This window comes from Nitrosomonas sp. Nm33, assembly GCF_900107265.1.
Lineage (GTDB): Bacteria > Pseudomonadota > Gammaproteobacteria > Burkholderiales > Nitrosomonadaceae > Nitrosomonas.
In genome coordinates this window covers 41215-67492 of record NZ_FNPJ01000001.1, presented here as the reverse complement: position 1 = coordinate 67492, position 26278 = coordinate 41215, and the positions used below count along the sequence as shown (strand labels likewise).

The window sequence follows — 26278 nt, the reverse complement described above, 5'->3', positions numbered from 1 at the left end:
ATCTATGCCTAAAGAAATCGAGCTCAAGCTATCGCTACCCGCAAACTGCATTAAACATTTGCAGAATTTACCCCTACTTAAAACTTTGGGTATTTCCCAACCAATTAAACTAAAGCTTTATACGATTTATTACGACACACCTGATTTAGCCTTAAAAAGGCAGCATTGCGCGCTACGCCTACGTCAAATAGGAAAAAACTGGGTGCAAACCATCAAAACAGAAGGTAGCGTCGCCTCTGGATTGCATCAGCGCAATGAATGGGAAGTGCCCGTTCCCAGAAATCATCTTGATTTCACTCAATTAAGCGATCCCAGAATAATCAAATTACTGAGCAATTCTGAGTTGAGGAAACAACTACGGCAGATATTCATTACACAATTTACTCGCCATATGCATATTCTGCAAATGGATGAAGGTAGTCAAATCGAGCTCTGTCTTGACCATGGCAAAATTATTGTAGACCACACAAAGGAATCATTTACTGAAATCGAGCTTGAATTAAAGTCGGGCAAGCCAGTTCAACTATTCCGACTTGCCCTTATGCTTGTCCAGATACTTCCATTCCCACTCAGATTGGAAAATATAAGTAAGGCTGAACGAGGCTATATGCTTTATACAGGACATAAAGATCCTCCAATTAAGGCCTTACCTGTCGAGCTCAAAGCTGATATGGATTTAACTACAGCTTTTACTCTGATCGCGCAAAATTGTCTTGATCAATTGACCAGAAATGAGCATGGCATGTTGGCAAGTAGCGATGTTGAATACCTCCATCAGATGCGCCTTGCGCTGCGTCGGCTCCGCACCGCATTTGATGTTTTTGTCACCGCCACTTCAAACGAAGTATCACTCACACAAGAGCTTAAATGGTTAACGCGCCAATTAAATCCAGCTCGTGACTGGGATGTTTTTGTTACGGAACAGCTTCCTAAAATTCAGAAGAATTTTGCTGAGCATGCAGGGATAGCTGTGCTCATAAAAACGAGTGAAATATTACGCAAGAAACACAATAAAACTGCACACAATAGTATCAGATCGAAGCGTTATACAAAATTGATTCTGCAACTGAATTTATGGCTAGAAGAAATATTTAAATACCCAGATCGACCACAAGCCTTGAAGAACGCAGTCGCTACTAAGACGGTGCTAATTACTTTCACGAAGACTTTTTTGACAGATCGCCATCAACAAATCATTGATATTGTGGAAGAAATTGAAAAACTTGATGCAACATCACTCCACTCACTCCGTATTAGCATAAAAAAACAACGTTATACTGTGGAATTTTTTCAAACTCTTTTTTCTCCTAAAGAGGTTAGAAAATATATCCATTCATTATCCGGACTACAAGATGCACTTGGTGCCATTAATGACAGCATAAATACCCAAAAACTGCTTAAAGAAATCCCCGCTTCGAAAACAAAGACATTAATATCACGAGAAGCTACAGGAATCATTCTGGGATGGAATATGCAGCGATTACAGCGAAAGAATATAGAGCTAAAGGATACCTTGCAACTTTTCTACCGTACTCCCCTTTTCTGGGAAACTTATTGAGATACAGAGCCGACACACCGCATTTTACTTTTATATAAATATTAAAAAGCGTAGCAAAAAATTAAGGCTGCTGGTATTTGGCAAGATAATCAACCAATCTCCAGCAGCCTTTTTTATACCCTATCCGTACTTATTTAAGTAACGATAGGTTTTAGTTCTCCTTTTACATATCTGTTAGCCATTTCTTCTAGCCCGATAGGCTTGATTTTACTTGCCTGCCCTGCGCTACCAAATGCTTCGAATCGTGCTTTACAAATTTCTTTAGCAGCAGCAGTCGCATCCTTCAAGAATTTTCTTGGATCAAATTCGCTTTTGTTCTTAGCCAAGTGCCGACGAATTGCCCCAGTCATAGCTAATCGAATGTCTGTATCGATATTTACCTTACGCACGCCATTTTTAATGCCTTCTTGAATTTCCTCAACAGGCACACCGTAAGTTTCTTTCATTTCGCCACCATATTCACGAATGATTTCAAGCCATTCTTGAGGGACAGAGCTTGAGCCATGCATCACTAAATGGGTATTGGGAATCCGCTTGTGGATTTCTTTGATACGCTCAATAGCCAGGATATCGCCTGTTGGTTTTCGTGTAAATTTGTAGGCACCATGCGACGTGCCAATAGCAATAGCAAGTGCATCCACGCCTGTTTTTTTCACAAAATCGGCAGCTTGTTCAGGATCGGTCAGCAGTTGATCATGAGATAGCACGCCTTCAGCACCATGACCATCCTCTGCTTCTCCCATCCCGGATTCAAGTGATCCAAGACAACCCAATTCACCTTCAACAGAAACGCCGACCGCATGCGCCATAGCGACAACTTTTGCGGTAACATCAACATTATATTCATAGGATGAAGGTGTTTTGGCATCTTCTTTAAGAGAGCCATCCATCATGACGCTAGAAAAGCCACTACGAATTGCATTTACACATACTGCAGGTGAAGCACCATGGTCTTGATGCATCACAATAGGAATATGTGGATAGGCTTCCACTGCCGCTGCAATCAAATGACGCAAAAAAGCCTCTCCAGCATATTTACGCGCACCGGCTGAGCCTTGCATGATCACTGGGCTATTGCATTCATCCGCTGCCTGCATAATCGCATGAATCTGCTCGAGATTATTCACGTTAAATGCAGGCAATCCATATCCATTTTCTGCTGCATGATCTAAGAGTTGTCGCAATGATACAAGTGCCATTTAGGTCTCCTTCATTTGAAATTTTGTATCAGATTTATCATAAAAATTAGTTGATAGGAATTCGTATCTCGATAAAGGGCGTTCTTAATTTATTAAATCAACTTGCGATAAGAAAAATTAAGAACTTATTGATACTGGATTTGCTTCAGTGTTTTCTAGATTTCTCAATTTTCTGTGATCACCTACACGAACGATTTTCATGGTATTGGTACCCCCTGCTTTGCCAACAGGCTCACCTATGGTCATCACGATCAGATCACCATCACGCACTGCCCCACGCTTAAATAGCTCATCTTCCGCCAAACCTAAAACAATTTCTGGATCAAATATGTCCTGCCCAAATTTTATGGGATAAACCCCTCGAAACAGAGTCATTTTACCAAGCGTATCCTCCTGGGGACTCAGGGCAAATATGGGCACTTTTGAGCTTCTTCGGGACATTAACAATGCAGTTACACCACTCTGGGTAAGCGCTGCGATGGCACGAATTTTCAGACCCGTAGCAGTATACATCGTTGCACGGGCAATAGCCTCTTCAATGCTACTTGGCTGGGTTTCGGGTGAACGCTGTAATGTCTGGTTTACTATGTACTCTTTTTCTGCTTCCAGACAAACTCTTGCCATGGCTTCTACTGCCTCGATCGGATACTGCCCTGCAGCAGATTCAGCAGACAACATAACGGCATCAGTCCCATCCAATACTGCATTGGCCACATCTGATACTTCAGCACGAGTGGGAATCGGATTAATGATCATGGATTCCATCATCTGCGTTGCAGTTACGACGAGTTTATTTTTAGCACGAGCTGAGCGTATCATCCGCTTTTGCAATGCTGGTACGGCAGCGTCTCCCACTTCAACAGCCAGATCGCCCCGGGCAACCATGATCGCATCCGATGCATCCAAGATATCATCTAACGCCAAGATAGCTTCAGAGCGCTCGATTTTTGCCATAATCAGGCTATTGCCTCCAGCCTCTTGCATTAAAGTACGTGCCTGACGTATGTCTTCACCTGTCCTAGGAAAAGATACCGCCAAATAATCCGCTTTCAATGCTGCGGCAGTCTGGATATCCTGCTTGTCCTTATTAGTCAGAGCTGGCGCGCTCAGTCCACCACCTTTTCGATTAATGCCTTTATTGTTTGACAGCACGCCCCCTTGCTTGACTTGACAATATATTTCATTTCCAACCACCTTAGCAACGTTAAGAACAATACGACCATCATCTAATAGCAATATCGCACCAGCTTCCACGTCGTTAGGTAACTCTTTGTAGTCAAGCCCTACTCTTTCCTCATTACCTAATTCGCAGTCAGCATCAAGTATGAATTCATCGCCTACTTTGAGCCAGATTTTCCCGTGATCAAATTTACCAATCCGAATTTTAGGTCCTTGCAAATCAGCTAATATTCCAACCTTATAACCGGTGGAACGCGCAAGGTTACGAGTGAGGTCAGCGTAAGCAATTTGTTCTTCGCGAGTACCGTGTGAAAAATTTATTCTCACGACATCAACGCCTGCAAGAATCATGCGCCGCAGAATAGTAGAGTCGCTACAAGCAGGCCCCAGCGTAGCAACGATTTTCGTTCTTCTAATCATTCCAAAAAGAATTTTCAGATCAAATTTTAACGTGCTCGCAATTCGAGAATTTCAACCGCCGGGAGTTTTTTCCCTTCCAAGAATTCAAGAAAAGCCCCCCCAGCTGTCGAAATATATGACACTTTATCGTATATATCATATTTCTGAATTGCAGCAATAGTATCGCCACCCCCAGCCAATGTAAAAGCCTTGGTATCAGCAATCGCTTTTGCAATGGTATGTGTGCCTGCACCGAACTGATCAAACTCAAATACACCTACAGGTCCATTCCAAACGACAGTACCTGCCTTCATTATAATATCAGCCAATTCTTTAGCGCTTTTCGGTCCTATATCGAAAATCATGTCATCATCCGATACGGCATCTGCATCTTTCATCACAGCTGGTTCATTAGCATCAAATTTCTTGCCAACCACAACATCCACAGCGATTGGAATCGTCGCATTTCGCTGTTTCATTTTATCTATCAACATTTTTGCAGTTGGAATCAAATCATCTTCGCACAAGGATTTACCAATATTTTTTCCTGCAGCTTTAAGGAATGTATTGGCAATCCCACCACCTACCACCAGTTGATCTACTTTTTCAGAAAGTGATTCAAGCACTGTCAGTTTGGTTGATACTTTTGAACCTCCAACAATCGCAACCATAGGTCGTGCTGGATTGTGTAAAGCTTTAGTCAACGCTTCTAATTCTTCTGTCAAAAGTATGCCAGCACAGGCAACGGGAGCATATTTTGCAATCCCATGAGTTGATGCTTCAGCTCGATGCGCAGTACCAAAAGCGTCCATCACAAATATGTCACATAACTTAGCATAGCTCTGGGCAGTTACATCATCGTTTTTTTTCTCGCCTTTATTAAAACGGCAATTTTCGAGAACAACCAACTCACCCAGCGCAACTTCAAATCCACCATTCACCCAATCCTTGATCAAACGTACCGGTTTACCCAGGCGTTCTGCAATATTATCAGCAACAGGCTTTAGCGAATTCTCCTCACTCCATACTCCTTCTTCCGGGCGCCCCAAGTGGGAGGTTACCATAACTCTTGCGCCACGATCTAAACAATATTTTATAGTGGCCATCGATGCTGTAATGCGCGCATCTGATGTAACTTTGCCATCTTTGATGGGTACATTAAGATCAGCGCGAATAAAAACGCGCTTGTCTTTCAAATCGAGATCGGTGAGCTTGATAACAGACACATTAACTCCAATATAAATATTAATAAGAATAGCTTGCAGTATTGATTGACTGCTTACTAACTCAAAGGGATAAACTAATCATTATGAAATAAGCAACAAAATAAATAACTCCGAGTAAAATCATAACCTTGTTCTATTAACATCTGATTAAGAAGTTTAAACTTTTAAGTTTTCTACTCGGAGTAAATCGTATGCTTATCTTGATTCTTTGAGGGCTTATTTGTTAGCAATAACGCGAGCCATCTCTAATACTTTACAGGAGTATCCCCATTCATTATCGTACCAGGCAACGACTTTAACAAAGTTTTTGTCTAATGATATTCCTGCTTCAGCATCGAAAACAGAGGTACAGCTTTCACCACGGAAATCAGTCGAAACCACTTTGTCGGCAGTATAGCCAAGCACACCTTTCAGTTGACCTTCTGAGGCAGCTTTCATGACATTGCAGATTTCATCATAAGTAGCTTCTTTATTTAATTCCACAGTAAGATCTACAACAGAAACATCAGAAGTCGGTACTCTAAAAGCCATCCCGGTGAGCTTCTTGTTCAGCTCGGGAATAACAGCACCAACTGCCTTTGCTGCACCTGTAGAAGAAGGAATAATATTTTCAAGAATTCCTCGCCCTCCTCGCCAATCTTTATTAGAAGGACCATCTACTGTTTTTTGGGTAGCAGTTGCAGCATGAACAGTGGTCATTAATCCACGTTTGATTCCCCAAGTATCATTCAACACTTTCGCGATTGGTGCAAGACAGTTGGTTGTACAAGAAGCATTGGAAACAATAGTTTGTCCATTATAAGATTTATCATTAACACCATATACAAACATTGGCGTATCATCTTTAGATGGTGCGGTCATAATAACTTTCTTGGCGCCTGCTGCAAGATGCTTTTCGCAAGTTTCTTTAGTAAGGAAAAGTCCTGTTGACTCCACTACCACATCAACACCCATCTCATTCCATTTTAACTCAGCAGGATCTTTAATAGCGGTTAAGCGTATTCGCTTACCATGTACTATTAAAGTATTTCCTTCCACTGAAACATCACCGTTAAAACGACCATGCACAGAATCATGCGTCAGCATATAAGCCAAATAGTCTGGCTCAAGCAAATCATTGATAGCAACTACTTCGATATCGCTGAATTTTTCAACAGATGCACGAAATACCATCCGCCCAATACGACCAAACCCATTGATTCCTACTTTTATTGTCATTATAAAAACTCCTCAAAACAAAAAAAAACCGTAACTAAGTATGCCTCTTCTACCTAAATAAACGACACGATTTATATAATTCTCTTCACTGCCTCTACGACGTTCTCGACAGTGATACCAAAGTATTTAAATAATACTTCGGCTGGAGCCGATTCTCCAAAAGTATCGATGCCAATGATTTCCCCCTCAAGTCCGACATACTTATACCAGTAATCTGTCACACCAGCTTCTACCGCAACACGTTTAATGCCTTTTGGCAACACACTTTCCTGATATGTTTGGTCTTGGCGATCAAACCGGCTAGTACATGGCATGGATACTACGCGCACCTGAATACCTTCGGCAGACAATGCTTTCTGCGCAGCCATGGCCAGCCCCACTTCTGATCCGGTTGCAATAATAATTGCCTGCGGGTTTCCATCAGCAGCTTCGGATAAGATATAGGCTCCTTTATCGATTAGCTTGATGGTTGCCGCATCTCTTTTCTGGAAAGGCAGATTTTGTCGACTAAAAATAAGGGTCGACGGTCCATTCTTGCGCTCAATTGCACGCGCCCAAGCTATAGCTGATTCAACCGTATCACAAGGTCGCCATACATCCATATTGGGTATCAGGCGTAATGTTGCTGTTTGCTCTATCGGTTGGTGTGTTGGACCATCTTCACCTAAGCCAATCGAATCATGAGTAAATACAAAAATATTACGGATTTTCATTAAAGCAGCCATGCGCAAAGCATTGCGCGCATATTCTGAGAACATCAGAAATGTGCCCCCGTAAGGAATGATACCGCCATGTAATGATAAGCCGTTCATAATGGCACTCATACCAAATTCACGTACACCATAATAAATATAATTCCCGCCGGATTCTGCACTCACTCCTTTTGAACCAGACCATAGCGTCAGATTAGAACCCGCTAAATCAGCCGACCCTCCGACCAGTTCCGGCAAAATGGGTGCTAATCCCTCGATTGCATTCTGCGATGCTTTTCTAGTGGCAATAGTCTCTTCTTTTGCGTTAACGCGACTTATAAAACTGTCAACATGCTCAGACCAATTAGCTGGTAATTCCCCAGTCATACGACGCTTGAATTCGGTTGCTTCTACAGGATATTTCTTTTCATACTCTGTAAGCTTATAATTCCATTCACTTTCCAGCTCATTACCTTTTGCACGTGCATCCCATGCATCGTAGACTTCTTGAGGAATCTCAAAGGGAAGATAATGCCATCCAATGTGAGGGCGTGCAGCCGCGATTTCTTCTTCCCCTAATGCCGCGCCATGAACTGCATGGGTATCGGCTTTATTGGGTGACCCCATCCCAATAACCGTCTTACAGCAAATCATAGAGGGTTTGTTTGGAATCTTTTTGGCAGCCTCGATAGCGGCCTCAATTGCATCTGGATCATGACCATTTACATTTGGCACAACATGCCATCCATATGCTTCAAAGCGCTTAGGCGTATCGTCAGTAAACCAACCCTCTACATGTCCATCAATTGAAATACCGTTATCGTCATAAAAACAAATGAGTTTACCCAGCCCTAATGTGCCCGCCAGAGAAAATGCCTCATGTGAAATACCTTCCATCAAGCATCCATCACCAAGAAACGCATAGGTATAGTGATTAACAATATCAAAGCCAGGACGATTAAATTCTTGTGCGAGAATTCTTTCTGCCAATGCCATACCTACGGCATTGGTAATACCCTGTCCTAAAGGCCCTGTCGTTGTTTCTACTCCCGGTGTATAGCCATATTCTGGATGTCCGGGTGTTTTGGAATGAAGTTGCCGAAAATTCTTGATATCTTCAATTGACACATCATAACCAGTCAAATGTAAGAGCGCATAAAGCAACATAGAACCGTGCCCATTGGACAAAACGAAGCGGTCACGGTCAACCCATTTGGGGTTACTTGGATTATGACGCAAATGATGAATCCAAAGCACCTCCGCAATTTCTGCCATACCCATAGGCATGCCAGGGTGGCCAGATTTAGCTTTTTCTACTGCGTCCATAGCCAAGGCACGAATCGCGCTCGTCAAATTCTTGAATACTGGCGCGTTAAAGTCCTCAAATGCTCCCATTTTTACTATCCCTCAAAAAATTCAAAAAACAGAATATCCATCTTCCGCGCCGCATGACAACAAAAGTTGGCAAAAACCGATATTATCACCTAAGACGAAGTGCTCTACAACATTGATTTATTAATACACTCAAACACACTTTTTTGATGTTATTTCAGCTATTCTGGTTACGTAACTTAATGCCCAGTGCTTTTATTTTACGATAAAGATGTGTGCGCTCCAGCCCTGCACGTTCGGCAACACGCGTCATATTACCGCCTTCTTGGTCAATTAATTTTTCGAAATAATTTTTCTCAAATAAATCTCGTGCTTCACGCAAAGACGCATTCAAAGGTATATCCGGCGCAATTGATATAGCTGTCGTTAAAGGAGGTGCTAAAGTCTGCTGCACAAGCTCCACTGAAATTTCAGTACTGGTACAAGTTAAAGCTAACGAATGTACCACACTCGTCAGTTGAGCCAGATTACCCGGCCAATCGTAGTTGCGTAACGTGTTTAATGCAGCCGTACTAAAATGAATGAATGGCGCTTCACCCGATTCAATACAATTTGAGAGTATTTGATTGGCTAGTTCAGGAATGTCTTCACGATGCATTCTAAGAGATGGGACACTGATACAAAGACTGCTTAATATCTCGTATAACTTAGGATTATAAATACCTTGCGCGGTTAATTCTGCCAAGGGAAAAGTCGTAGCGCATACTAAACGCACATTATATTTTTCTAATTTACTCAGGAGCAGAAGCAATCCTTTTTGTTCCAATTTATTGAGGTCGCCAATTTCTCTAAGAAATAATAAACCGTCCTTTGCTTGCTCAAGTAAATTCACTGGGTTTTCCGCAAGAAATGAAAGTGATTCCGGTTCAACCCATGGAGTATTGATATGATGTAGAAAATGAGCACAATGCTCTATTCCCACACCCGGCTCACCCATGAACAGTACGGGTACTTTCAAATTAGATATCTGCTCGAGTTTCTTTTTTAATTCTGCAATTAAAGTTCCTCGACCCAGACTCACCAGGGTAAGAGTCGGAATCGGCTTACTTTGCCCGCCGCGCAAAGCTTGCCCAACAGTGCTTAGTAATTTTTGCAAAGGTATGGGTTTTTCAAGGTAACCCACAGCTCCAATACGTGTTGCCTCTACTGCAGTATCAATGGTGCCGTGTCCAGACATCATTATAACTGGCATGGTAAGCAATCCACTATTGGCCCAATCTTTAAGTAATGTTATACCATCTGTATCTGGCATCCAGATATCCAAAAGTACCAAGTCGGGGCGAGTTTGATTACGCCAGTTGCGAGCTTGTTCTGCATTTTCTGCCAAAGCCACTTGATATCCTTCATCATTTAAGATTTCGGATAAGAGCTCGCGTATGCCAACTTCATCATCAACAACAAGAATCGTATTGTTGGCCATTATATTGTAATTTACCTCCCAGAACTGGAATGCAACTAACCCTTTGTAGCAATATTATCGAGTCAACAACTCAAACACTATTTTCTATAGTTATGTTACTTGAAGAGGAATCGATATAGGGCGATCAGATAATAATCTTGGTAATACAATCATGATCTTAGCTCCTTGTGGGTGGATATTTTCGATTTGGATTGTACCATTATGTTCATTAATAATTTTCTTGACAATCGGCAGTCCGAGACCCGTACCTTTTACCTTGGTCGTTACATAAGGTTCAAATGCCTGCGCTTTAATCTGCTCTGCAAACCCCTTGCCATTATCACTTACGCTGAACTGAACACTATTAGGGAGTGTTTCGGTTCGCACTGTAATCGTGGGTTCTACTACATCAACCAAAGCATCCTGAGCATTTTGCAGCAAATTATGAATAACTTGGCGTAATCTTGTTGGATCTCCGCGAATCAATGAAGGATCTGCGCTCAATTCTAAATTAATTTTTGGACCATGATTGCGACCTGATTGAGTGTTTGCAGTCTCATATAACGCAAGCACTTCACGTATCAGCCTATTAAAATCGAGTTGATATAATTCCAGTTCAGGTATGCGTGCATATTCGCTAAATTCATTGACCATCTTCTTAAGTGATTCGACCTGATTGACGATTGTTTCAGTAGAGCGCTGTAGAATTTTTGCATCCTGCCCAGTTAATTTTTCCATCAATTTATGCTGCATACGTTCTGCAGAAAGTTGGATAGGTGTCAAAGGATTTTTGATTTCATGAGCAAGTCGACGCGCAACCTCACCCCATGCAACTGTGCGCTGAACTTGCAGTAAGCTGGTAATATCATCAAATACCACAACGCCTCCTCCAGTCACTTGAGGCAGGTGTGACCCTCGAAGAAGCAAAACCTGATCCTTATTTTCACTAAAATGTAATACTTGACGTTGCCACTCTCCCATTTTCGCGGAATTGAATCCTATCCGTATTTCTGTTGCGAGCATACGCAATTTCGATTCTTTTTCTGCACACTCTTCAATCGTTAACCCTACCAGATTGGTCAACGGAGTCTGTAAAATTTGCTCAGCACTATGATTGACAGTACTTATGCGTAACTTTTCATCAAACACCATCACGCCAGAAGAAAGGTTAGCCAGTATACTTTCAAGATAAGCCCGGGCATTTTCGATCTCCTGCTGATTCCGTTGCGCGGTAGCACGTGCCACTTCAAGCTGCTCAGTCATGAGATTGAAAGACTCTGTCAGTATTCCTAGTTCGTCGTTACTTTGCACAGAATGGCGTCTACTAAAATCTCCTTGCGCCACAGCTCTTGTCCCCTCAGCCAACATGCCCAACGGTGCGCTTAATTTTTCACTAATAAGGAAAGCGGCAGCAAGGGCAGAAAAAAGTGCTAAAAACAATGCCAATGTTAATGTTATGCCATAAAGTCGAGTCAACCCATGACGGGATAATGTTAATTCTTGGTAATTGCGATATCCTGTTTGAACAATCTCGGCATTCTCCGCAAGTAATCTGGGTACTTGCTGCAAAACTTGCAATACACGGATATCATCATCAAGATTTAACACATTTACGGGAACAAGCACTCGTAAATACAGTCCTTTACCAGGAATAGATTCCACTGCACTATAGCTCTTCTGCATTCGGATATGCCGCATGGCGGCAGCATTGGGTATTTCTGGAAACAGCGCCATGTCATCTATGCTTGAAAAGGCAATCGCTTGACCATCTTGGTTAAATAATGTTGCTTCCTGTATCTGCGAGTGAACCAATAACTGATTCAATGCTGATAATGGCAATACAGGCGATTCAGATAATGTTAATGCAGTGGCCTTAGCTTTTTTCTCGAGCTCTTCGAGTAAATTATCAAGCATAGTTTGCCCTAAATTTAATCCCCCCTCTAATGCCTGATCAACTTTGACATCAAACCAGGATTCGATACTTTTTCCCAAAAACTGGACCGAAATGCCATACACCAAAACTCCAGGAAGAACGGCCATCAGTGAAAAAATCATCAATAAGCGAAGTGCTAGTTTAGAGCCGAACACCCCTGCTTTTAGTCTCCTGTTTAGCCTCCATAACAAGAACCCCACTACCACTAGCAAAAATAATACAAAAATTACATTGAAACCAATCAGCCAGCGGTAAAGACGCTCAAAAAATTCAGTATTAGCGCCCGCTGTTGCTAGCAAAAACAGCATGACCACACTAAGCCCCGTAACTATGATAATGACGTACTTCATAGATTCTCTTTATGGGGCGCAGGCAATTTAATACGCCATTCTTTTTTTTCTGAACTTAGATTCCAATCTTTTGAACTAAACCACTCTACTTGAAATGGTTTGGCTAATCGAGAAATATCCAGCCATACTTGTAAAGTTGCGACATATTCTGCATCCTGCTTCAGCGTAGACTTTATCTCAACAGGGATATTATGCTGCCTTCCCAATGTCTGGAGTGCTTCCTGCAACGTATCAAAGCCTTGTGGCATCATTCGACTACCATTCAAGCGGTATTGTCGGGTAAGCGCATGATAACTCAATCCTATACGTCGCTTACTGCGAGCCACCTCTTCATCCAGCCAATACCAACGACTCTCTATGAGAGTGAATTTTGATACAAAATAAAGTATGATGCCTTTTTCTAAGGCCTGCTCTAAAGTATTGTTTAGTGTGATATCAGCATCAAGACTTATTTGGTAACCTTTGCCTACTGCTTCCAGAGCAAATGATTTTATTTCTATACCACCTTCGCCCCGAGCTGGTGCTGCTAACAATAGCAGCAAAATCAGCAGCATTGTCGCTAGGATCTGCAACAATACTTTAAATCGTAGCGCTCTATCAAGTCTTACAAAACAAGGCATAGAAAAAGCCGTCATGCAAGGAGCTTGGCAGCAATTGCCCATTAACCATATCAGAATGCGAAAGAGGTAATAAACGAGCATCTTGATGCGATTGTAGAAATTTCTTAATTAAAATCGAATTTTCTTCATGAAAAACAGAGCAAGTTATATACAGCAACTTTCCTTCTCGTTTCAGAATTTTCCACAAAGCGTTGAGAATATTCTCTTGGTTGCTTGCAAAAATGGATAGATCAGTTTGTCGCCGCAACCATTTGATATCAGGATGACGGCTGACTACGCCCGATGCACTACAGGGGACGTCAGCCAGAATTCGGTCAAATGCTTGACCATCCCACCATTCCGAAGGATAAAGTGCATCACCACATACCACACGATGAGGTTCATTCCCGAGTCGCTCAAAATTTTCTGCTACACGCATAAGTCTCTGCGCATTACTATCAAGCACAGTTAATTTTATTTGCGCTAATTCCATTAAATGCGTGCTTTTCCCTCCGGGCGCAGCACAAGCATCTAACACGTGCATACCATCATACACATCCAGTAAGGTCGCTGCCAACTGGGCTCCTGCATCTTGTATTGATACAAAACCTTCCTTAAATCCTGGTAGTTTCTCTACTGGCAATGGCTGCGCCAGCTTCAATGCAGCATACCATATTAAATCGGCTTTAATACCGTGCTCCTCAAGCATTTTTTGATAGGCTTTAACCCCGATTTTCCGGACGTTAACTCGTAATGTCATTGAAGGATGCTGATTGCTTGCACTCAGAATAGCTTTATAATGGTGGGGGTATTGTTTACGAAGCTTATTGACCCACCACTGAGGATGGGAGTATCTCCCAACATCATTATTAATTTGCTCCCATAATGCAGAGCTATTCCGTATAAAATTCCGCAAGACGGCGTTAACCAATCCTGGTGCACCGCGTTTATCACTTACGAGGCGGGCAGTAGAAACGGCATGATCAACAATTGCATAGGAAGGCGCTTTGCTGTATTGCAGCTGATATAAACTTACCAATAGTAAATAACGCAGCTTAAGATCTTGTAGCGTTTTATCTAACAATAAATTGAGCAATGCGTTAAGTTGCCCGTAATAACGCAGCACTCCATAGGTCAGATCCTGAATGGCACCCTGCTGTTGATGAGAAAGAGGCAGATTCGATTGCCATATCTCCTGTAAAACTTCCGTTAGATTTTTGCCTGCAAGAACACGCCCTATAGCGATTACAGCGAGGTGCTGAGCTTTAATCATTTTCCGAGCTGGCAGTTCATCGCTGTAGAAAAAAACTGACCTGATTGTAAACAATGTCCCGCCAGAAATTCTGCGATAGGCATTTTTTTCCCCCCAGGTTTTTGCACAACTTCTAAAATCAGCGCTCCTTTTCCACAAGCCACTACGACCCCCTCACTGCCGGTCGTAATAATTTCTCCCGCTTTGCCAGAATTATTTTTTACAGCCTTAGCTTGCCATATTTTCAATAAATTACCTTGCAGGTACGTATAAGCTCCCGGATAAGGATTAAAAGCACGAATACTTCGATCAATTTGGTCCGCATCCACTCTCCAGTCAATTTCCGCTTCTTTTTTTTGGATTTTTGAAGCGTAGCATGCCTGTATTTCATCCTGGGGAATCACTGTCAATTTATCAAGCTGCATTAATCCTAATGCCTCGACAATACTCTGTGCGCCTAAATCAGCAAGCTTATCGTGAAGAGTTTGTGCCGTATCCTCAGAGTCAATAGGAATGTGACGTTGCAGTAGCATATCACCAGTATCAAGCCCCTCATCCATTTGCATGATGGTAATACCCGTTTCCTGGTCACCTGCCAATATGGCTCGTTGAATAGGCGCTGCACCTCGCCAACGAGGCAAGAGGGAGGCATGAATGTTCAAACAACCATAACGTGGAATTTTTAAAACTTCTTCTGGTAGGATTAATCCGTATGCTGCAACAATCATTACATCCGCATCAAATGCCTTTAGTTGCGTATGAATAGCTTTCGATTTTAATGTAAGCGGTTGCAACAAAGGAATATCATAAGCCTGCGCAACTTTTTTTACATCACTTATCTGGGTTTTCATCCCACGCCCCGCTGGACGATCTGGTTGAGTCAACACTAATACGATCTGATATTCAGCACTTAGCAAAGAAATCAATGCCCTGGCTGCAAAAGCTGGTGTACCAGCAAAAATAATTCTCATAGAAAACTTCAGATCAACATATTCATTTCTTGTAAAGAAACAGATTTAGGCAAGGCAAGGTAAATTAGGATTTGGCATCACGTTGTAACTTTTTTAATTTTGATCGAATTCGTGACTGCTTTAGTTGTGACAGGTATTCAATAAATACCTTACCCATCAAATGATCCATCTCATGCTGGATACATATTGCAAATAAACCACTAACATTCAGTTCAAACAGATCGCCTTCCAGATTCATTGCCCTGATTGAGATATTTTCAGCTCGTTTTACTTTCTCGAAAATTCCGGGCACTGATAAGCATCCCTCCTCATAATCAGATTCTCCACTGCTTGCAATAATTTCTGGATTAATGAATACATGGAGCTGATCACGAGTTTCGGAAACATCAATAACGATCACGCGTTGGTGCACATCAACCTGAGTTGCTGCCAAACCAATTCCAGTTGCGGAATACATAGTTTCCGTCATATCTTGAACCAGCACACGAATTTCATCGGTAATTGCTGGTACGGGAGCTGCAACCTTATGCAGTCTTTCATTTGGATATTGTAATATTTTCAGAATTGCCATAGCAAACTAGCGTAATTCGGTTTAATAAATTCTGCTGTTAGATCGTAAGCTTTGGATGCTGTTCAATTCAAGCTTAAAGAATAGCATCTAAATGAAGGCCTCTCACTATTAAAAATTAAACCTAGAACCCTCAGTTAATCGCTCGTTCTGGTGTTAACATTATGAGTATAAAGACCTTTTCTATAAATTTCATTCTTACCTTCTGGGTATTTTCGCTCCGGTACGGATTGCGCGATTTTGCAAACACATGGCTGCGTTGCAACTCCTTGGAATGGAACAACTATTCCGTGTCGTTACGCCTTGCTTTACACTCGCAAAATGACACACTCCATTCCGTCCAACTGAGAAATCCAGGTTAAATCTATGCGTGTAATTATATCCGCGATTTTACTTATATTCGTTTTTTCTAATGAGGCTATTAAGGCAGCAGAAATTGAGCTACATCATAATGCGCCAGATCACTATATTGTTGTTCAGGGTGACACACTATGGAGCATTGCCTCTCGCTTTTTGAAAGATCCTTGGCGATGGCCAGAAATATGGAATCAAAACCGGGAGTCCATGAAGAATCCACATACAGTTTATCCGGGTGATATCATCGTCCTTGAAAAAACAGCCAAAGGAAATCAATTAAAACTTTCCGATGAAAAGGCAATCATAAAATTATCTCCTAAAATGCGAATAGAAAAATTAGGAGCGGGTGGTATCCCAACTATTCCTGCCAACAAAATCAAACCATTTCTGAGCCAACCATTGGTCATTGAAAAGCATGCTCTTGACAAAGCACCCCTTGTATTAGGCTCCAGTGACAATCGAGTAATATTAAGCACAGGAGAAACAATCTATGTACGTGATTTACCTCATGACAAAGGCTCCTTATGGCAAGTTTTTCGTACTAGCAAGGCATTGATGGACCCAGATGATAATAATCACATCCTTGGATATGAAGCAATTTATTTGGGGGATGTTGAAGTTAAAAATTTTGCTACGATTAGCTCCGTAACGGTAACACATTCTGTCCAAGAAATATTAAATGGCGATCGCTTAATTCCCTCCCCTCCTGATAGAGACGTAGATTATGGACCTCATGCACCAAATTTTGCTATTAAAGGGCGTATTATCTCTGTCTATGGTGGTGTAGCTGAAATCGGTGAAAATGCTATTATCACGCTTAATAAAGGCATTCATGACGGATTGAAGGAAGGCCATGTCCTCGCCGTTTATCGGAAAAGTGAAGTAAAATCACCTACTGGTGAAACTGTAATGCTCCCCGATGAACGCATCGGCCTAGTACTTGTTTTTCGTGTATTTGATAAAGTATCTTATGCATTAGTCACGCAAAGTTCTCAAGCAATCAAAGTATTGGATGCGGTAAAAACACCCTAACTAGACCATATCTAGGGCTAAAATTGTTCATATCTAAATCGAATTGAAATTATTTACAGACTTTTTATGCAAAATAGTCTTTCCTGTTTCCGCAATAAATAGTATTTACATTCCTTTTTATAATCACGATAAGTATTATTCTTTACCATGAAAGCTCCGCCAGATGTTGAATCCTGGCTTAATCTCACTCTAATAGATAGCTTAGGTGACGAATCCATTCGCAAGCTACTGATTGCTTTTGGTAACCCAAGAGAAATTCTTTCAACGGATACATATCAACTGGAACGCATCGTAAAAAAGCAGGCTGCTTATAACATCACTCGAGGTGCAGACAAGAGCAAAGTCGATGCAGCACTTAAATGGTTGGAAGACCCTTCTAACTGCGTCATTACACTTGCAGATCATGATTATCCCAAACTACTACTCAATATTGTCGATCCTCCTCCTTTGTTTTACTTAAAGGGGCAACGCAAACTTCTCAATTCACCTACCCTTGCTATCGTTGGTAGTCGTAATGCGACGCCGCAAGGCATAGCCAATGCTGGTGCTTTCGCTGAAGCTGCAAGTAATGCAGGATTTTGCATTGTTAGCGGGATGGCACAAGGAATTGATACCGCCGCCCATCAAGGTGGCTTGCGCGGTATTTCAGCAAGCATTGCTGTGGTAGGAACGGGGCTCGATATTGTCTACCCTGCAAGAAATCGGGAACTAGCCCACCTGCTGGCAAAAGAAGGAGCACTGATTTCGGAATTTCCGCTAGGAATGCCTGCATTGGGCAGAAATTTCCCTCGTCGCAACAGAATTATCAGCGGTATGAGTCTTGGCTGTTTAGTCGTTGAAGCAACTTTGCACAGCGGCTCACTCATTACTGCAAAACAAGCATTAGAACAGGGACGGGAAGTGATGGCTATACCAGGCTCCATACATTCACCTTTGTCAAAGGGCTGTCATGCATTGATTAAGCAAGGGGCCAAATTGATAGAAAATATCCAGGATATCTTAGATGAGTTTAATTGTCAGACTGCGTTACCCCATGGAAATACTGACGTAACGCTTGATTTTAGTAATTCCCAAGGGAATTCAATATTGCTGCCCCACTTGGGCTATGACGTGACCGACATCGATACCCTATGCACGCGAAGCGGCTTGACGGTCGAAGCAGTATCCGCCATGCTATTGGCACTAGAGTTAAACGGAATGGTTGCCAGTTTACCTGGCGGCCGTTATCAAAGAGTTCGTTAATGCCATTGATAAAAATTTATACTATAAAAATCTACTAATGTGCATACAGTGAAAGAGAGTATCTATATGTACGAAATCCTAATTTACTTATTCGAAAACTATTTCGACAGAGGAGGTTGTCCAGATTCTGCAACATTAACGCATAAATTAACTATAGCTGGTTTTGGAGAGGATGAAATTAATCAAGCACTTAATTGGTTATCAGATCTTACAAAAGGTGATAATAATCACTATCCGGCAACATTTGCTCAAAGTAACTCATTACGATGGTATACGCCTTCTGAAATGGAAGCAATTGATAAGGAAGGACGTGGATTTATTCTTTTTCTTGAGCAGGCGGGTATTCTTAATTCACTACAGCGAGAATTATTAATTGATCGTGTTCTCAAAATGAATGGAAATAATTCCAGTCTAGAAAAAATTAAGCTCGTTATTTTGCTTGATCTATGGATACAAAATCAATTAATTGATCCCAATATTCTGGAAAAATTGTTCATAGCGAGTAATCCACGACATCGGCATTAATTGTTGAGAAACAATCAACCCTGAATTCGACTTTAAATAAACACATCATTTAATGAGCAATACATGCTCTTAAAATAAAGTGTGTTAGGCACACAAAATGTGCCTTTCCTCAATAATCTGAACATTCCAATCTTGTAATTGACAAAAAATATAATCATCTAGCCAAAAATTTCATGAGCAAAAAATTGATCATCGCTGAGAAGCCTTCCGTGGCAGCAGATATTGCCCGCGCATTAGGTAATTTCACTAAAGAAAATGATTATTTTGAAAGTGACGAATACGTTTTATCATCTGCAGTTGGCCATTTGCTTGAGCTGACTGCACCGGAATATTATGAGGTTAAGCGCGGCAAATGGAGCTTTGATCATTTACCTGTCATCCCTCCTTATTTTGATCTTATTCCTATTGAAAAAACATCTACTCGCTTGAAATTATTAACAAAACTCATCAAGCGGAAAGATGTGGATACGCTGATCAATGCTTGTGATGCCGGACGAGAAGGAGAATTAATTTTTCGCTACATCACACGCTACGCGGAAGCAAAAAAACCTATTAAACGGCTGTGGTTACAATCCATGACACCTGCTGCCATTCGAGAAGCTTTCTCCAAACTACTCGATAATAGTGAAGTACAACCATTAGCAGAAGCCGCTGTTAGTCGTTCTGAATCAGATTGGCTAGTGGGGATTAATGGTACACGTGCAATGACGGCATTTAATTCTCAAGAAGGTGGTTTCCATAAAACTACTGTTGGACGTGTTCAGACCCCAACGTTAGCCATACTGGTTGAACGAGAAGAAGTCATCAAAAAATTTGTATCCAAAGACTACTGGGAGATACACGCTATTTTTTCTAGTGACAATGATCACTACAAAGGAAAATGGTTTGACGAGAAATTTTCAAAAGATAAGGAGAATAGCGAAGCTAGAGCAGAACGCATATGGGAGCAAGATAAAGCAAAAGCGATCAAGATCAAATGTCAATGCAAACCAGGAATAGTTAGTGAAGAAAGTAAGCCAGCTAAAGAAACCTGCCCGTTACTGTATGATCTCACAAGTTTACAACGAGATGCCAATAGTCGCTTTGGTTTTTCTGCTAAAACAACATTAGGACTGGCGCAAGCGCTCTACGAAAAACATAAAGTATTAACCTATCCACGTACTGATTCACGCGCGCTTCCGGAAGATTACATTGCGCCTGTTAAAGATACTCTGCATGCACTTGCGACCACTCAATATGGCCAGTTCGCAAAGCAAATTCTGGATTCTGATTGGGTAAAACCAAATAAGCGTATTTTTAATAACACGAAAATTTCCGATCACTTTGCCATTATTCCAACTTCACTCGAGCCAAAAAAATTAAATGAGGCAGAAACAAAGCTTTACGATCTGGTAACCAAACGTTTTCTTGCAATTTTCTATCCAGCTGCAGAATTTCTTGTAACAACACGTATTACGCGTGTTGAAGATGAGCCCTTTAAAACAGAGGGTAGAGTCATGATCAATGCTGGATGGCAAGCCGTTTACGGCAAATCGCTAATACATGATGATAATGGCGATGGTACAGTTTTACCTGCAATTAGCGCTGATAAATCAGTTATCGCTGAAGAAATCAAGGTCATTTCCAATCAAACTCGGCCACCAGCGAGATTCAATGAATCAACTCTCTTATCTGCCATGGAAGGAGCGGGAAAACTGGTGGAAGATGAAGAATTACGGGCAGCAATGAGTGCAAAAGGTCTTGGCACACCTGCAACGCGTGCGGCCATCATTGAAGGTCTCGTCTTTGAAAATTATTTACAGCGTGTCGGGCGGGAATTACATCCAACTGCCAAAGCATTTTCGCTCATTACCTTATTGCGTGGACTAAAAATACCCGAGTTGATCTCTCCAGAATTAACGGGTGATTGGGAATTCAAATTACGCCAGATCGAGCAAGGTAAATTAAAGCGTGAAGCATTCATGGCTAAAATTGCTGACATGACGCAGCATATTGTCGAACAAGCGAAAAATCATCGAGGAAAAACGATAAGTGGCGATTTTGCGATACTCAAAGTTCCCTGCCCTAAATGCGGAGGAGTTATACAAGAAACATACAAGAAATTTCAATGCCAGCAATGTGATTTTGCTCTATGGAAAATTCTGGCTGGACGACAATTTGAAATAGAAGAAATGGAAACACTCATTTCGAAAGGTGAAATTGGTCCATTGCAAGGGTTTCGCAGCAAAATGGGACGTTTGTTTAATGCTATCATCAAACTTACTGATACGTTCGAGATGAAATTTGAGTTTGGTGGCAATGATACAGAAGAAGCTGATGCAATTGATTTCTCCAACCAGCAACCTCTCGGCAAATGTCCCAAATGCAGCAATTCCGTCTATGAGCACGGATTATATTATGTCTGTGAAAAAGCAGTCGGCGCCACTCACACATGCGACTTTAAAACTGGAAAAATTATTCTCAACCGAGCTATCGAACAGGAGCAAATCGTCAAATTACTGCAAACAGGAAAAACTGATCTGTTGACTAAATTTATCTCTAAAAAAGGACGACCATTCTCAGCTTATTTGGTAATCGGAAAAGAAGGTAAAATAGAGTTTGAATTTGAGAAAAAGGCTTCAAAAGAAAAAACAGAAAATACAAATGAACCTAAAACATCACCATCTGCAAGTAAGAAGAAACGCGCATAGGAATCCAACCACATTGCCATAAGGCTGGTTACCCCTTACATTTTATCGCCTTAATATTTCTTATTTCTCAAAACAAAAAATGAATACTGTAATGAAGCTTTCTTTCAATTACAGTATTCACTCTGTGTGGCCTGGATAAGTTTTTTTAGAAACTCAATTAACCATAAACATTAATAATATACTTGGCAATTCCAGATATTGCAGCAATAAGAATGGCCAATCCTCCAACTACAGCTAATCCTTCTATTAAAAAAGAAATAACTGCTTCACGAGTAGTCTTAAATTCTTCTTCACCATCTTTGTTACGTCGACGATCTTTGCGCTCTTTAATCCAAATTTGTATTGCAACGACAAATGGAATAGCCAGTACAGAAATAAGTAGTGAATTTAAAGAATCATCTTCCATTGAACAGTCCCATTATCTATCAGTTATAATTTAATTAAATGAATCCTAACTATCGAGTTTTATCTAATATAGTCTAGTATATAGTGTCGCTAGAAAATTAGTTATTATAGCAGGCACTACAAATTTCCGTTCTGCCTCTATACTCTATATCTTTTAATTTATACCTAAGTTATACCTGTCAATCTAATCTGCCATTATAAAAAGAAATGAAGACATATAGCATATTTACCTTTCTAGAAATTTATGGACTGGCTTGATCTTCCTGTTGCTAGTGCTGCACGTGGCATCATTGAACTCCCAGGCTCAAAAAGCATCTCCAATCGGATCCTTTTACTCGCAGCGTTAGCAAACGGTAAAACCCTCGTTCGGAATCTGCTGATTTCCGAGGATACGGCACAAATGCTAAATGCACTTGGAGCGCTCGGAATTAAAATCAATCAAATTAGCGAGAATGATTACAGCGTAGAAGGTGCTAGCGGAAAATTTCCAGTCAAACAAGCTGATTTGTTTCTGGGTAATGCTGGTACTGCTTTTCGCCCTCTCGTTGCTGTGCTTGCCATAATGAGCGGTCATTATCGACTATCTGGCGTAGCCCGCATGCATGAACGCCCTATTGCAGATTTAGTAAATGCTTTACGTCAATTGAATGCCAGTATTACTTATCTTGGAAATGAAGGTTTTCCTCCCCTAGAGATCAAGTCTGCTGAGATACAAAGCAAAACCATTTCAATCAAGGGGGATGTTTCCAGTCAATTTCTCAGTGGACTCTTAATGGCGTTACCGTTAACAGGCAAAACCGCCACAATTATCGTTAATGGCATACTTATTTCAAGGCCATACGTTGAACTTACTCTGGCTCAAATGGCACGATTTGGCGTCCAAGTCATACAAGAAAATTGGCAACACTTTACATTGTCAGCCCCACAAACTTACAAGAGTCCAGGTGAAATAATTGTGGAAGGAGATGCTTCCTCAGCATCCTACTTTTTGGCTGCTGGAGCTATTGGTGGAGGGCCGGTACGCGTTGAAGGTGTTGGCACAGAGAGTTTACAAGGTGATATTCATTTTGCTGATGCGTTAGAAAAAATGGGCGCCCATATCAAAAAAGGAAAAAATTGGATCGAATCTTCTTCGCCAATTAGCAACGATTCTCGTCAGCAACTGAAAGCCATTGATCTCGATTGCAATCATATCCCCGATGCAGCCATGACATTAGCCACGACGGCTTTGTTTGCAAAAGGAACGACTACACTTAGAAATATTGCGAGTTGGCGAGTTAAGGAGACTGATCGTATTTCAGCAATGGCAAAGGAATTGCGCAAAGTTGGAGCTCTGGTTGAGGAAGGAAAAGATTTTATACGGATTACACCCCCTGCTACCCCACTTACCCCTCATGCAATCATCGATACCTACGATGATCACCGGATGGCGATGTGTTTCTCGCTTGTATCTCTAGGTGCACCCCTACGCATCAATAATCCGGATTGTGTAGCCAAGACTTTCCCGGATTATTTTGAAAAATTTGCGATGATTGTGCGTTCCTGACGCTACGAATCTTCATATTTCTACTCAAGAGGTTTTTTTATGGAAACTGGCGCTATTCCAGTCATTACTATCGATGGTCCTTCAGCTTCGGGGAAAGGCACAGTTGCACAAATCGTTGCCCAAAAACTTGCATTTCATTATCTCGATAGCGGGGCACTTTATCGCCTGGTGGCATTAATAGCAATACGATCAAATACTGATTCTGCTAATGAGTCGGCCATAACAAATATTGCTTTACATTTAGATGTAAATTTTGATGGCTCATCTGTTCAATTAAATGGCGAGGATGTTTCAGATGCAATACGTAGCGAAGAATGCAGTAAACTGGCCTCTGTAATTGCCGGTCAACCTAAAGTAAGAACAGCATTACTACAGCGTCAACGTGCCTTTCGCCAACTTCCTGGACTAGTAACAGATGGCAGAGATATGGGATCAGTTGTGTTTCCAGATGCTTCTCTCAAAATTTTTCTCACTGCCAGTGCTGAAGAGCGAGCACTACGACGCTATAAGCAGTTGATAGAGAAAGGAATAAATGCTAATATTCAATCCTTATTGCAGGATATTTATGAACGTGATACACGAGATAGCAATCGCGACGCTGCTCCTCTAAAACAAGAAGTAGATGCGAAATTGCTAGATACAACTTCTCTTAGTATTGAGGAAGCTGTTAATGCGGTACTGCAGTTGTACAATAAAACCTGCAAGAACTAGGTTTAATGAAAAGTGATTTTATTTTTAAATAAGACCATATAATTCAAGTAACTTTTGATTAACTAACCAACCATCTCATTTATGGGATGAAATTAAAATCGGGTAATTTTTTATAATGACTATTGCTTCCAACGTAACTCCTTCCTCAGAAAATTTTGCCAAACTCTTCGAAGAAAGCCTTTCACGCAAAGAAATGCGTGTGGGAGAGGTAATCACCGCAGAAGTTGTGCGTATTGACTATAACTTTGTAGTGGTCAATGCAGGCCTCAAATCCGAGAGTTATATTCCTATTGAGGAATTTAAAAATGACAGAGGCGAGATTGAGGCTAAGGCGGGAGATTTTGTCAGTGTCGCCATTGATGCACTTGAGGACGGTTATGGTGAAACGCGTTTGTCCAGAGATAAAGCTAGACGGTTAAATGCCTGGCATGATCTAGAAGAAGCTATGGAAAAAGGTTCTATAGTGAGTGGCATGGTCAATGGTAAGGTAAAGGGTGGATTAACCGCCATGGTCAACGGTATTCGTGCTTTTTTACCAGGCTCACTAGTGGATATACGCCCCGTCAAGGACACTACTCCTTATGAAAATAAGGAAATGGAATTCAAAGTCATCAAACTGGATCGCAAACGTAATAATGTTGTCATTTCTCGACGCGCAGTGTTAGAAGAAACTCAAGGAGCAGATCGAGAATCTTTATTGGCAAACTTGCAAGAAGGCGCCATCGTGCGCGGTATTGTTAAAAATATTACCGATTATGGTGCGTTTGTTGATTTAGGCGGGATAGATGGACTCCTTCATATCACCGATTTAGCTTGGCGTCGTGTAAAACATCCTTCAGAGATCATTAATGTTGGCGACGAAGTAACAGCCAAAGTACTTAAATTTGATCAAGAAAAAAATCGAGTTTCTTTAGGGATGAAGCAATTAACCGAGGATCCTTGGGTAGGCCTCTCAAGGCGTTATCCTCCAGGCACACGACTGTTTGGTAAAGTAACTAATCTCACAGACTACGGTGCCTTTGTAGAAATTGAACAGGGAATTGAAGGATTAGTGCATGTTTCTGAAATGGACTGGACCAACAAAAATGTCTATCCATCGAAAATAGTACAATTAGGTGATGAAGTAGAGGTCATGATTATTGAGATAGACGAGGAGCGTCGCCGCATCTCCCTCGGAATGAAACAATGCAAACCTAATCCATGGGAAGAATTCGCAATAACTCATGAGAAAGGCGATAAAGTCAAGGGCCAAATAAAATCTATCACCGATTTCGGTGTATTCATCGGCTTACCCGGTAATATTGACGGCTTAGTTCATTTATCCGATCTCTCTTGGACCCAACCCGGTGAAGAAGCAATATTAAATTATAAAAAAGGCGACGAGGTAGAAGCTGTTGTATTATCGATTGATGTTGAGAAAGAACGTATTTCACTCGGAATAAAACAGTTAGAAGGGGATCCTTTTACTATATATGTGGCAGCACATGATAAAAATAGTATCGTCAAAGGTACTGTAAAATCAATCGATGCCAAAGGTGCAGTCATTACTTTGACTGACGAAGTAGAAGGTTATTTGCGTGCTTCCGAAGTATCTCGTGACAAAATTGAAGATGTACGGACCCTGCTCAAAGAAGGGGATCAAATTGAAGCAATGATCATCAATATTGATCGTAAGAATCGCAACATCAATCTTTCCATCAAAGCAAAAGATCAATACGAGGAAAATAGTGCATTACAGATGGTGACTACTAAAACTCCTGCCAGTACAGGTACCACTAATCTAGGAGCATTGCTCAAAGCTAAAATGGATAGCAAAAACTCTGAAGAACAATAAA

Annotated in this window: 20 protein-coding genes; 8 read left to right on the top strand and 12 right to left on the bottom strand. The window is 41.3% G+C overall.

What is annotated here, in order from left to right:
• Nucleotides 1-4: 4 nt before the first annotated feature.
• Nucleotides 5-1558, top strand: coding sequence for a CYTH and CHAD domain-containing protein (locus BLV54_RS00295; protein ID WP_090566081.1), 1554 nt, complete (start codon nucleotides 5-7; stop codon nucleotides 1556-1558).
• A 134-nt stretch (nucleotides 1559-1692) separates the two neighbouring features.
• Here the strand turns inward: BLV54_RS00295 and fba are convergent, their stop codons facing one another.
• The 11 genes from fba to def form a co-directional block, all read right to left on the bottom strand.
• Nucleotides 1693-2757, bottom strand: a complete 1065-nt coding sequence (fba, locus tag BLV54_RS00290) for a class II fructose-bisphosphate aldolase (protein WP_090566078.1) — start codon at nucleotides 2755-2757, stop codon at nucleotides 1693-1695.
• A 117-nt stretch (nucleotides 2758-2874) separates the two neighbouring features.
• Nucleotides 2875-4356 (bottom strand): pyruvate kinase, encoded by a 1482-nt coding sequence (gene pyk, locus BLV54_RS00285; RefSeq protein WP_090566076.1) that lies wholly within the window; start codon nucleotides 4354-4356, stop codon nucleotides 2875-2877.
• Between the two features lie 26 nt (nucleotides 4357-4382).
• Nucleotides 4383-5561, bottom strand: coding sequence for a phosphoglycerate kinase (locus BLV54_RS00280; RefSeq protein ID WP_090566073.1), 1179 nt, complete (start codon nucleotides 5559-5561; stop codon nucleotides 4383-4385).
• Between the two features lie 216 nt (nucleotides 5562-5777).
• On the bottom strand, nucleotides 5778-6779 hold the full coding sequence (gene gap, locus BLV54_RS00275) for a type I glyceraldehyde-3-phosphate dehydrogenase (RefSeq protein ID WP_090566070.1): 1002 nt from the start codon (nucleotides 6777-6779) through the stop codon (nucleotides 5778-5780).
• A 71-nt stretch (nucleotides 6780-6850) separates the two neighbouring features.
• Nucleotides 6851-8866, bottom strand: coding sequence for a transketolase (gene tkt, locus BLV54_RS00270; RefSeq protein ID WP_090566067.1), 2016 nt, complete (start codon nucleotides 8864-8866; stop codon nucleotides 6851-6853).
• A 154-nt stretch (nucleotides 8867-9020) separates the two neighbouring features.
• Nucleotides 9021-10283: a sigma-54-dependent transcriptional regulator gene (locus tag BLV54_RS00265; protein ID WP_090566065.1), complete on the bottom strand. Its 1263-nt coding sequence runs from the start codon at nucleotides 10281-10283 to the stop codon at nucleotides 9021-9023.
• Nucleotides 10284-10373: 90 nt separating this feature from the next.
• Nucleotides 10374-12545 carry a sensor histidine kinase gene (locus tag BLV54_RS00260; protein WP_090566062.1) on the bottom strand — a complete coding sequence of 724 codons (2172 nt, stop codon included), beginning with the start codon at nucleotides 12543-12545 and terminating at the stop codon, nucleotides 10374-10376.
• On the bottom strand, nucleotides 12542-13165 hold the full coding sequence (locus BLV54_RS00255) for a DUF4390 domain-containing protein (protein WP_256328992.1): 624 nt from the start codon (nucleotides 13163-13165) through the stop codon (nucleotides 12542-12544). The genes BLV54_RS00260 and BLV54_RS00255 overlap by 4 nt, the downstream gene beginning before the upstream one ends.
• Nucleotides 13143-14417, bottom strand: coding sequence for a 16S rRNA (cytosine(967)-C(5))-methyltransferase RsmB (gene rsmB, locus BLV54_RS00250; RefSeq protein WP_090566056.1), 1275 nt, complete (start codon nucleotides 14415-14417; stop codon nucleotides 13143-13145). Before rsmB ends, BLV54_RS00255 begins: the two co-directional genes overlap by 23 nt.
• A complete protein-coding gene (gene fmt / locus BLV54_RS00245; protein ID WP_090566053.1) occupies nucleotides 14414-15367 on the bottom strand; it encodes a methionyl-tRNA formyltransferase in 954 nt (317 codons plus the stop codon). Before fmt ends, rsmB begins: the two co-directional genes overlap by 4 nt.
• A 64-nt stretch (nucleotides 15368-15431) precedes the next feature.
• Nucleotides 15432-15938, bottom strand: a complete 507-nt coding sequence (gene def, locus BLV54_RS00240; RefSeq protein WP_090566050.1) for a peptide deformylase — start codon at nucleotides 15936-15938, stop codon at nucleotides 15432-15434.
• 363 nt (nucleotides 15939-16301) lie between these two features.
• Between def and BLV54_RS00235 the strand changes: the two genes are divergently transcribed.
• The 4 genes from BLV54_RS00235 (at nucleotide 16302) to BLV54_RS00220 (ending at nucleotide 21781) form a co-directional block, all read left to right on the top strand.
• On the top strand, nucleotides 16302-17324 hold the full coding sequence (locus tag BLV54_RS00235; protein ID WP_090566048.1) for a LysM peptidoglycan-binding domain-containing protein: 1023 nt from the start codon (nucleotides 16302-16304) through the stop codon (nucleotides 17322-17324).
• A gap of 147 nt (nucleotides 17325-17471) precedes the next feature.
• Nucleotides 17472-18566, top strand: a complete 1095-nt coding sequence (dprA, locus tag BLV54_RS00230) for a DNA-processing protein DprA (RefSeq protein ID WP_090566045.1) — start codon at nucleotides 17472-17474, stop codon at nucleotides 18564-18566.
• 66 nt (nucleotides 18567-18632) lie between these two features.
• Nucleotides 18633-19091, top strand: coding sequence for a Smg family protein (locus tag BLV54_RS00225; RefSeq protein ID WP_090566043.1), 459 nt, complete (start codon nucleotides 18633-18635; stop codon nucleotides 19089-19091).
• Between the two features lie 173 nt (nucleotides 19092-19264).
• Entirely contained in the window at nucleotides 19265-21781 is a 2517-nt protein-coding gene (locus BLV54_RS00220; RefSeq protein ID WP_090566040.1) for a DNA topoisomerase III, read from the top strand.
• Between the two features lie 157 nt (nucleotides 21782-21938).
• Here BLV54_RS00220 and BLV54_RS00215 read toward each other — a convergent pair whose 3' ends face one another.
• Nucleotides 21939-22187 (bottom strand): hypothetical protein, encoded by a 249-nt coding sequence (locus BLV54_RS00215; RefSeq protein ID WP_090566037.1) that lies wholly within the window; start codon nucleotides 22185-22187, stop codon nucleotides 21939-21941.
• A 243-nt stretch (nucleotides 22188-22430) separates the two neighbouring features.
• On the opposite strand from BLV54_RS00215, the gene aroA reads away from it, so the two are divergent.
• From aroA to rpsA, 3 genes are all read left to right on the top strand, one after another.
• Nucleotides 22431-23732, top strand: coding sequence for a 3-phosphoshikimate 1-carboxyvinyltransferase (gene aroA, locus BLV54_RS16595; RefSeq protein WP_256328991.1), 1302 nt, complete (start codon nucleotides 22431-22433; stop codon nucleotides 23730-23732).
• 39 nt (nucleotides 23733-23771) lie between these two features.
• The gene (gene cmk, locus BLV54_RS16590; protein WP_256328990.1) at nucleotides 23772-24443 is read left to right on the top strand and encodes a (d)CMP kinase; all 672 of its coding nucleotides are present in this window, start codon (nucleotides 23772-23774) and stop codon (nucleotides 24441-24443) included.
• Between the two features lie 115 nt (nucleotides 24444-24558).
• Nucleotides 24559-26277 (top strand): 30S ribosomal protein S1, encoded by a 1719-nt coding sequence (gene rpsA, locus BLV54_RS00205; RefSeq protein ID WP_090566034.1) that lies wholly within the window; start codon nucleotides 24559-24561, stop codon nucleotides 26275-26277.
• Nucleotide 26278 lies beyond the last annotated feature (1 nt).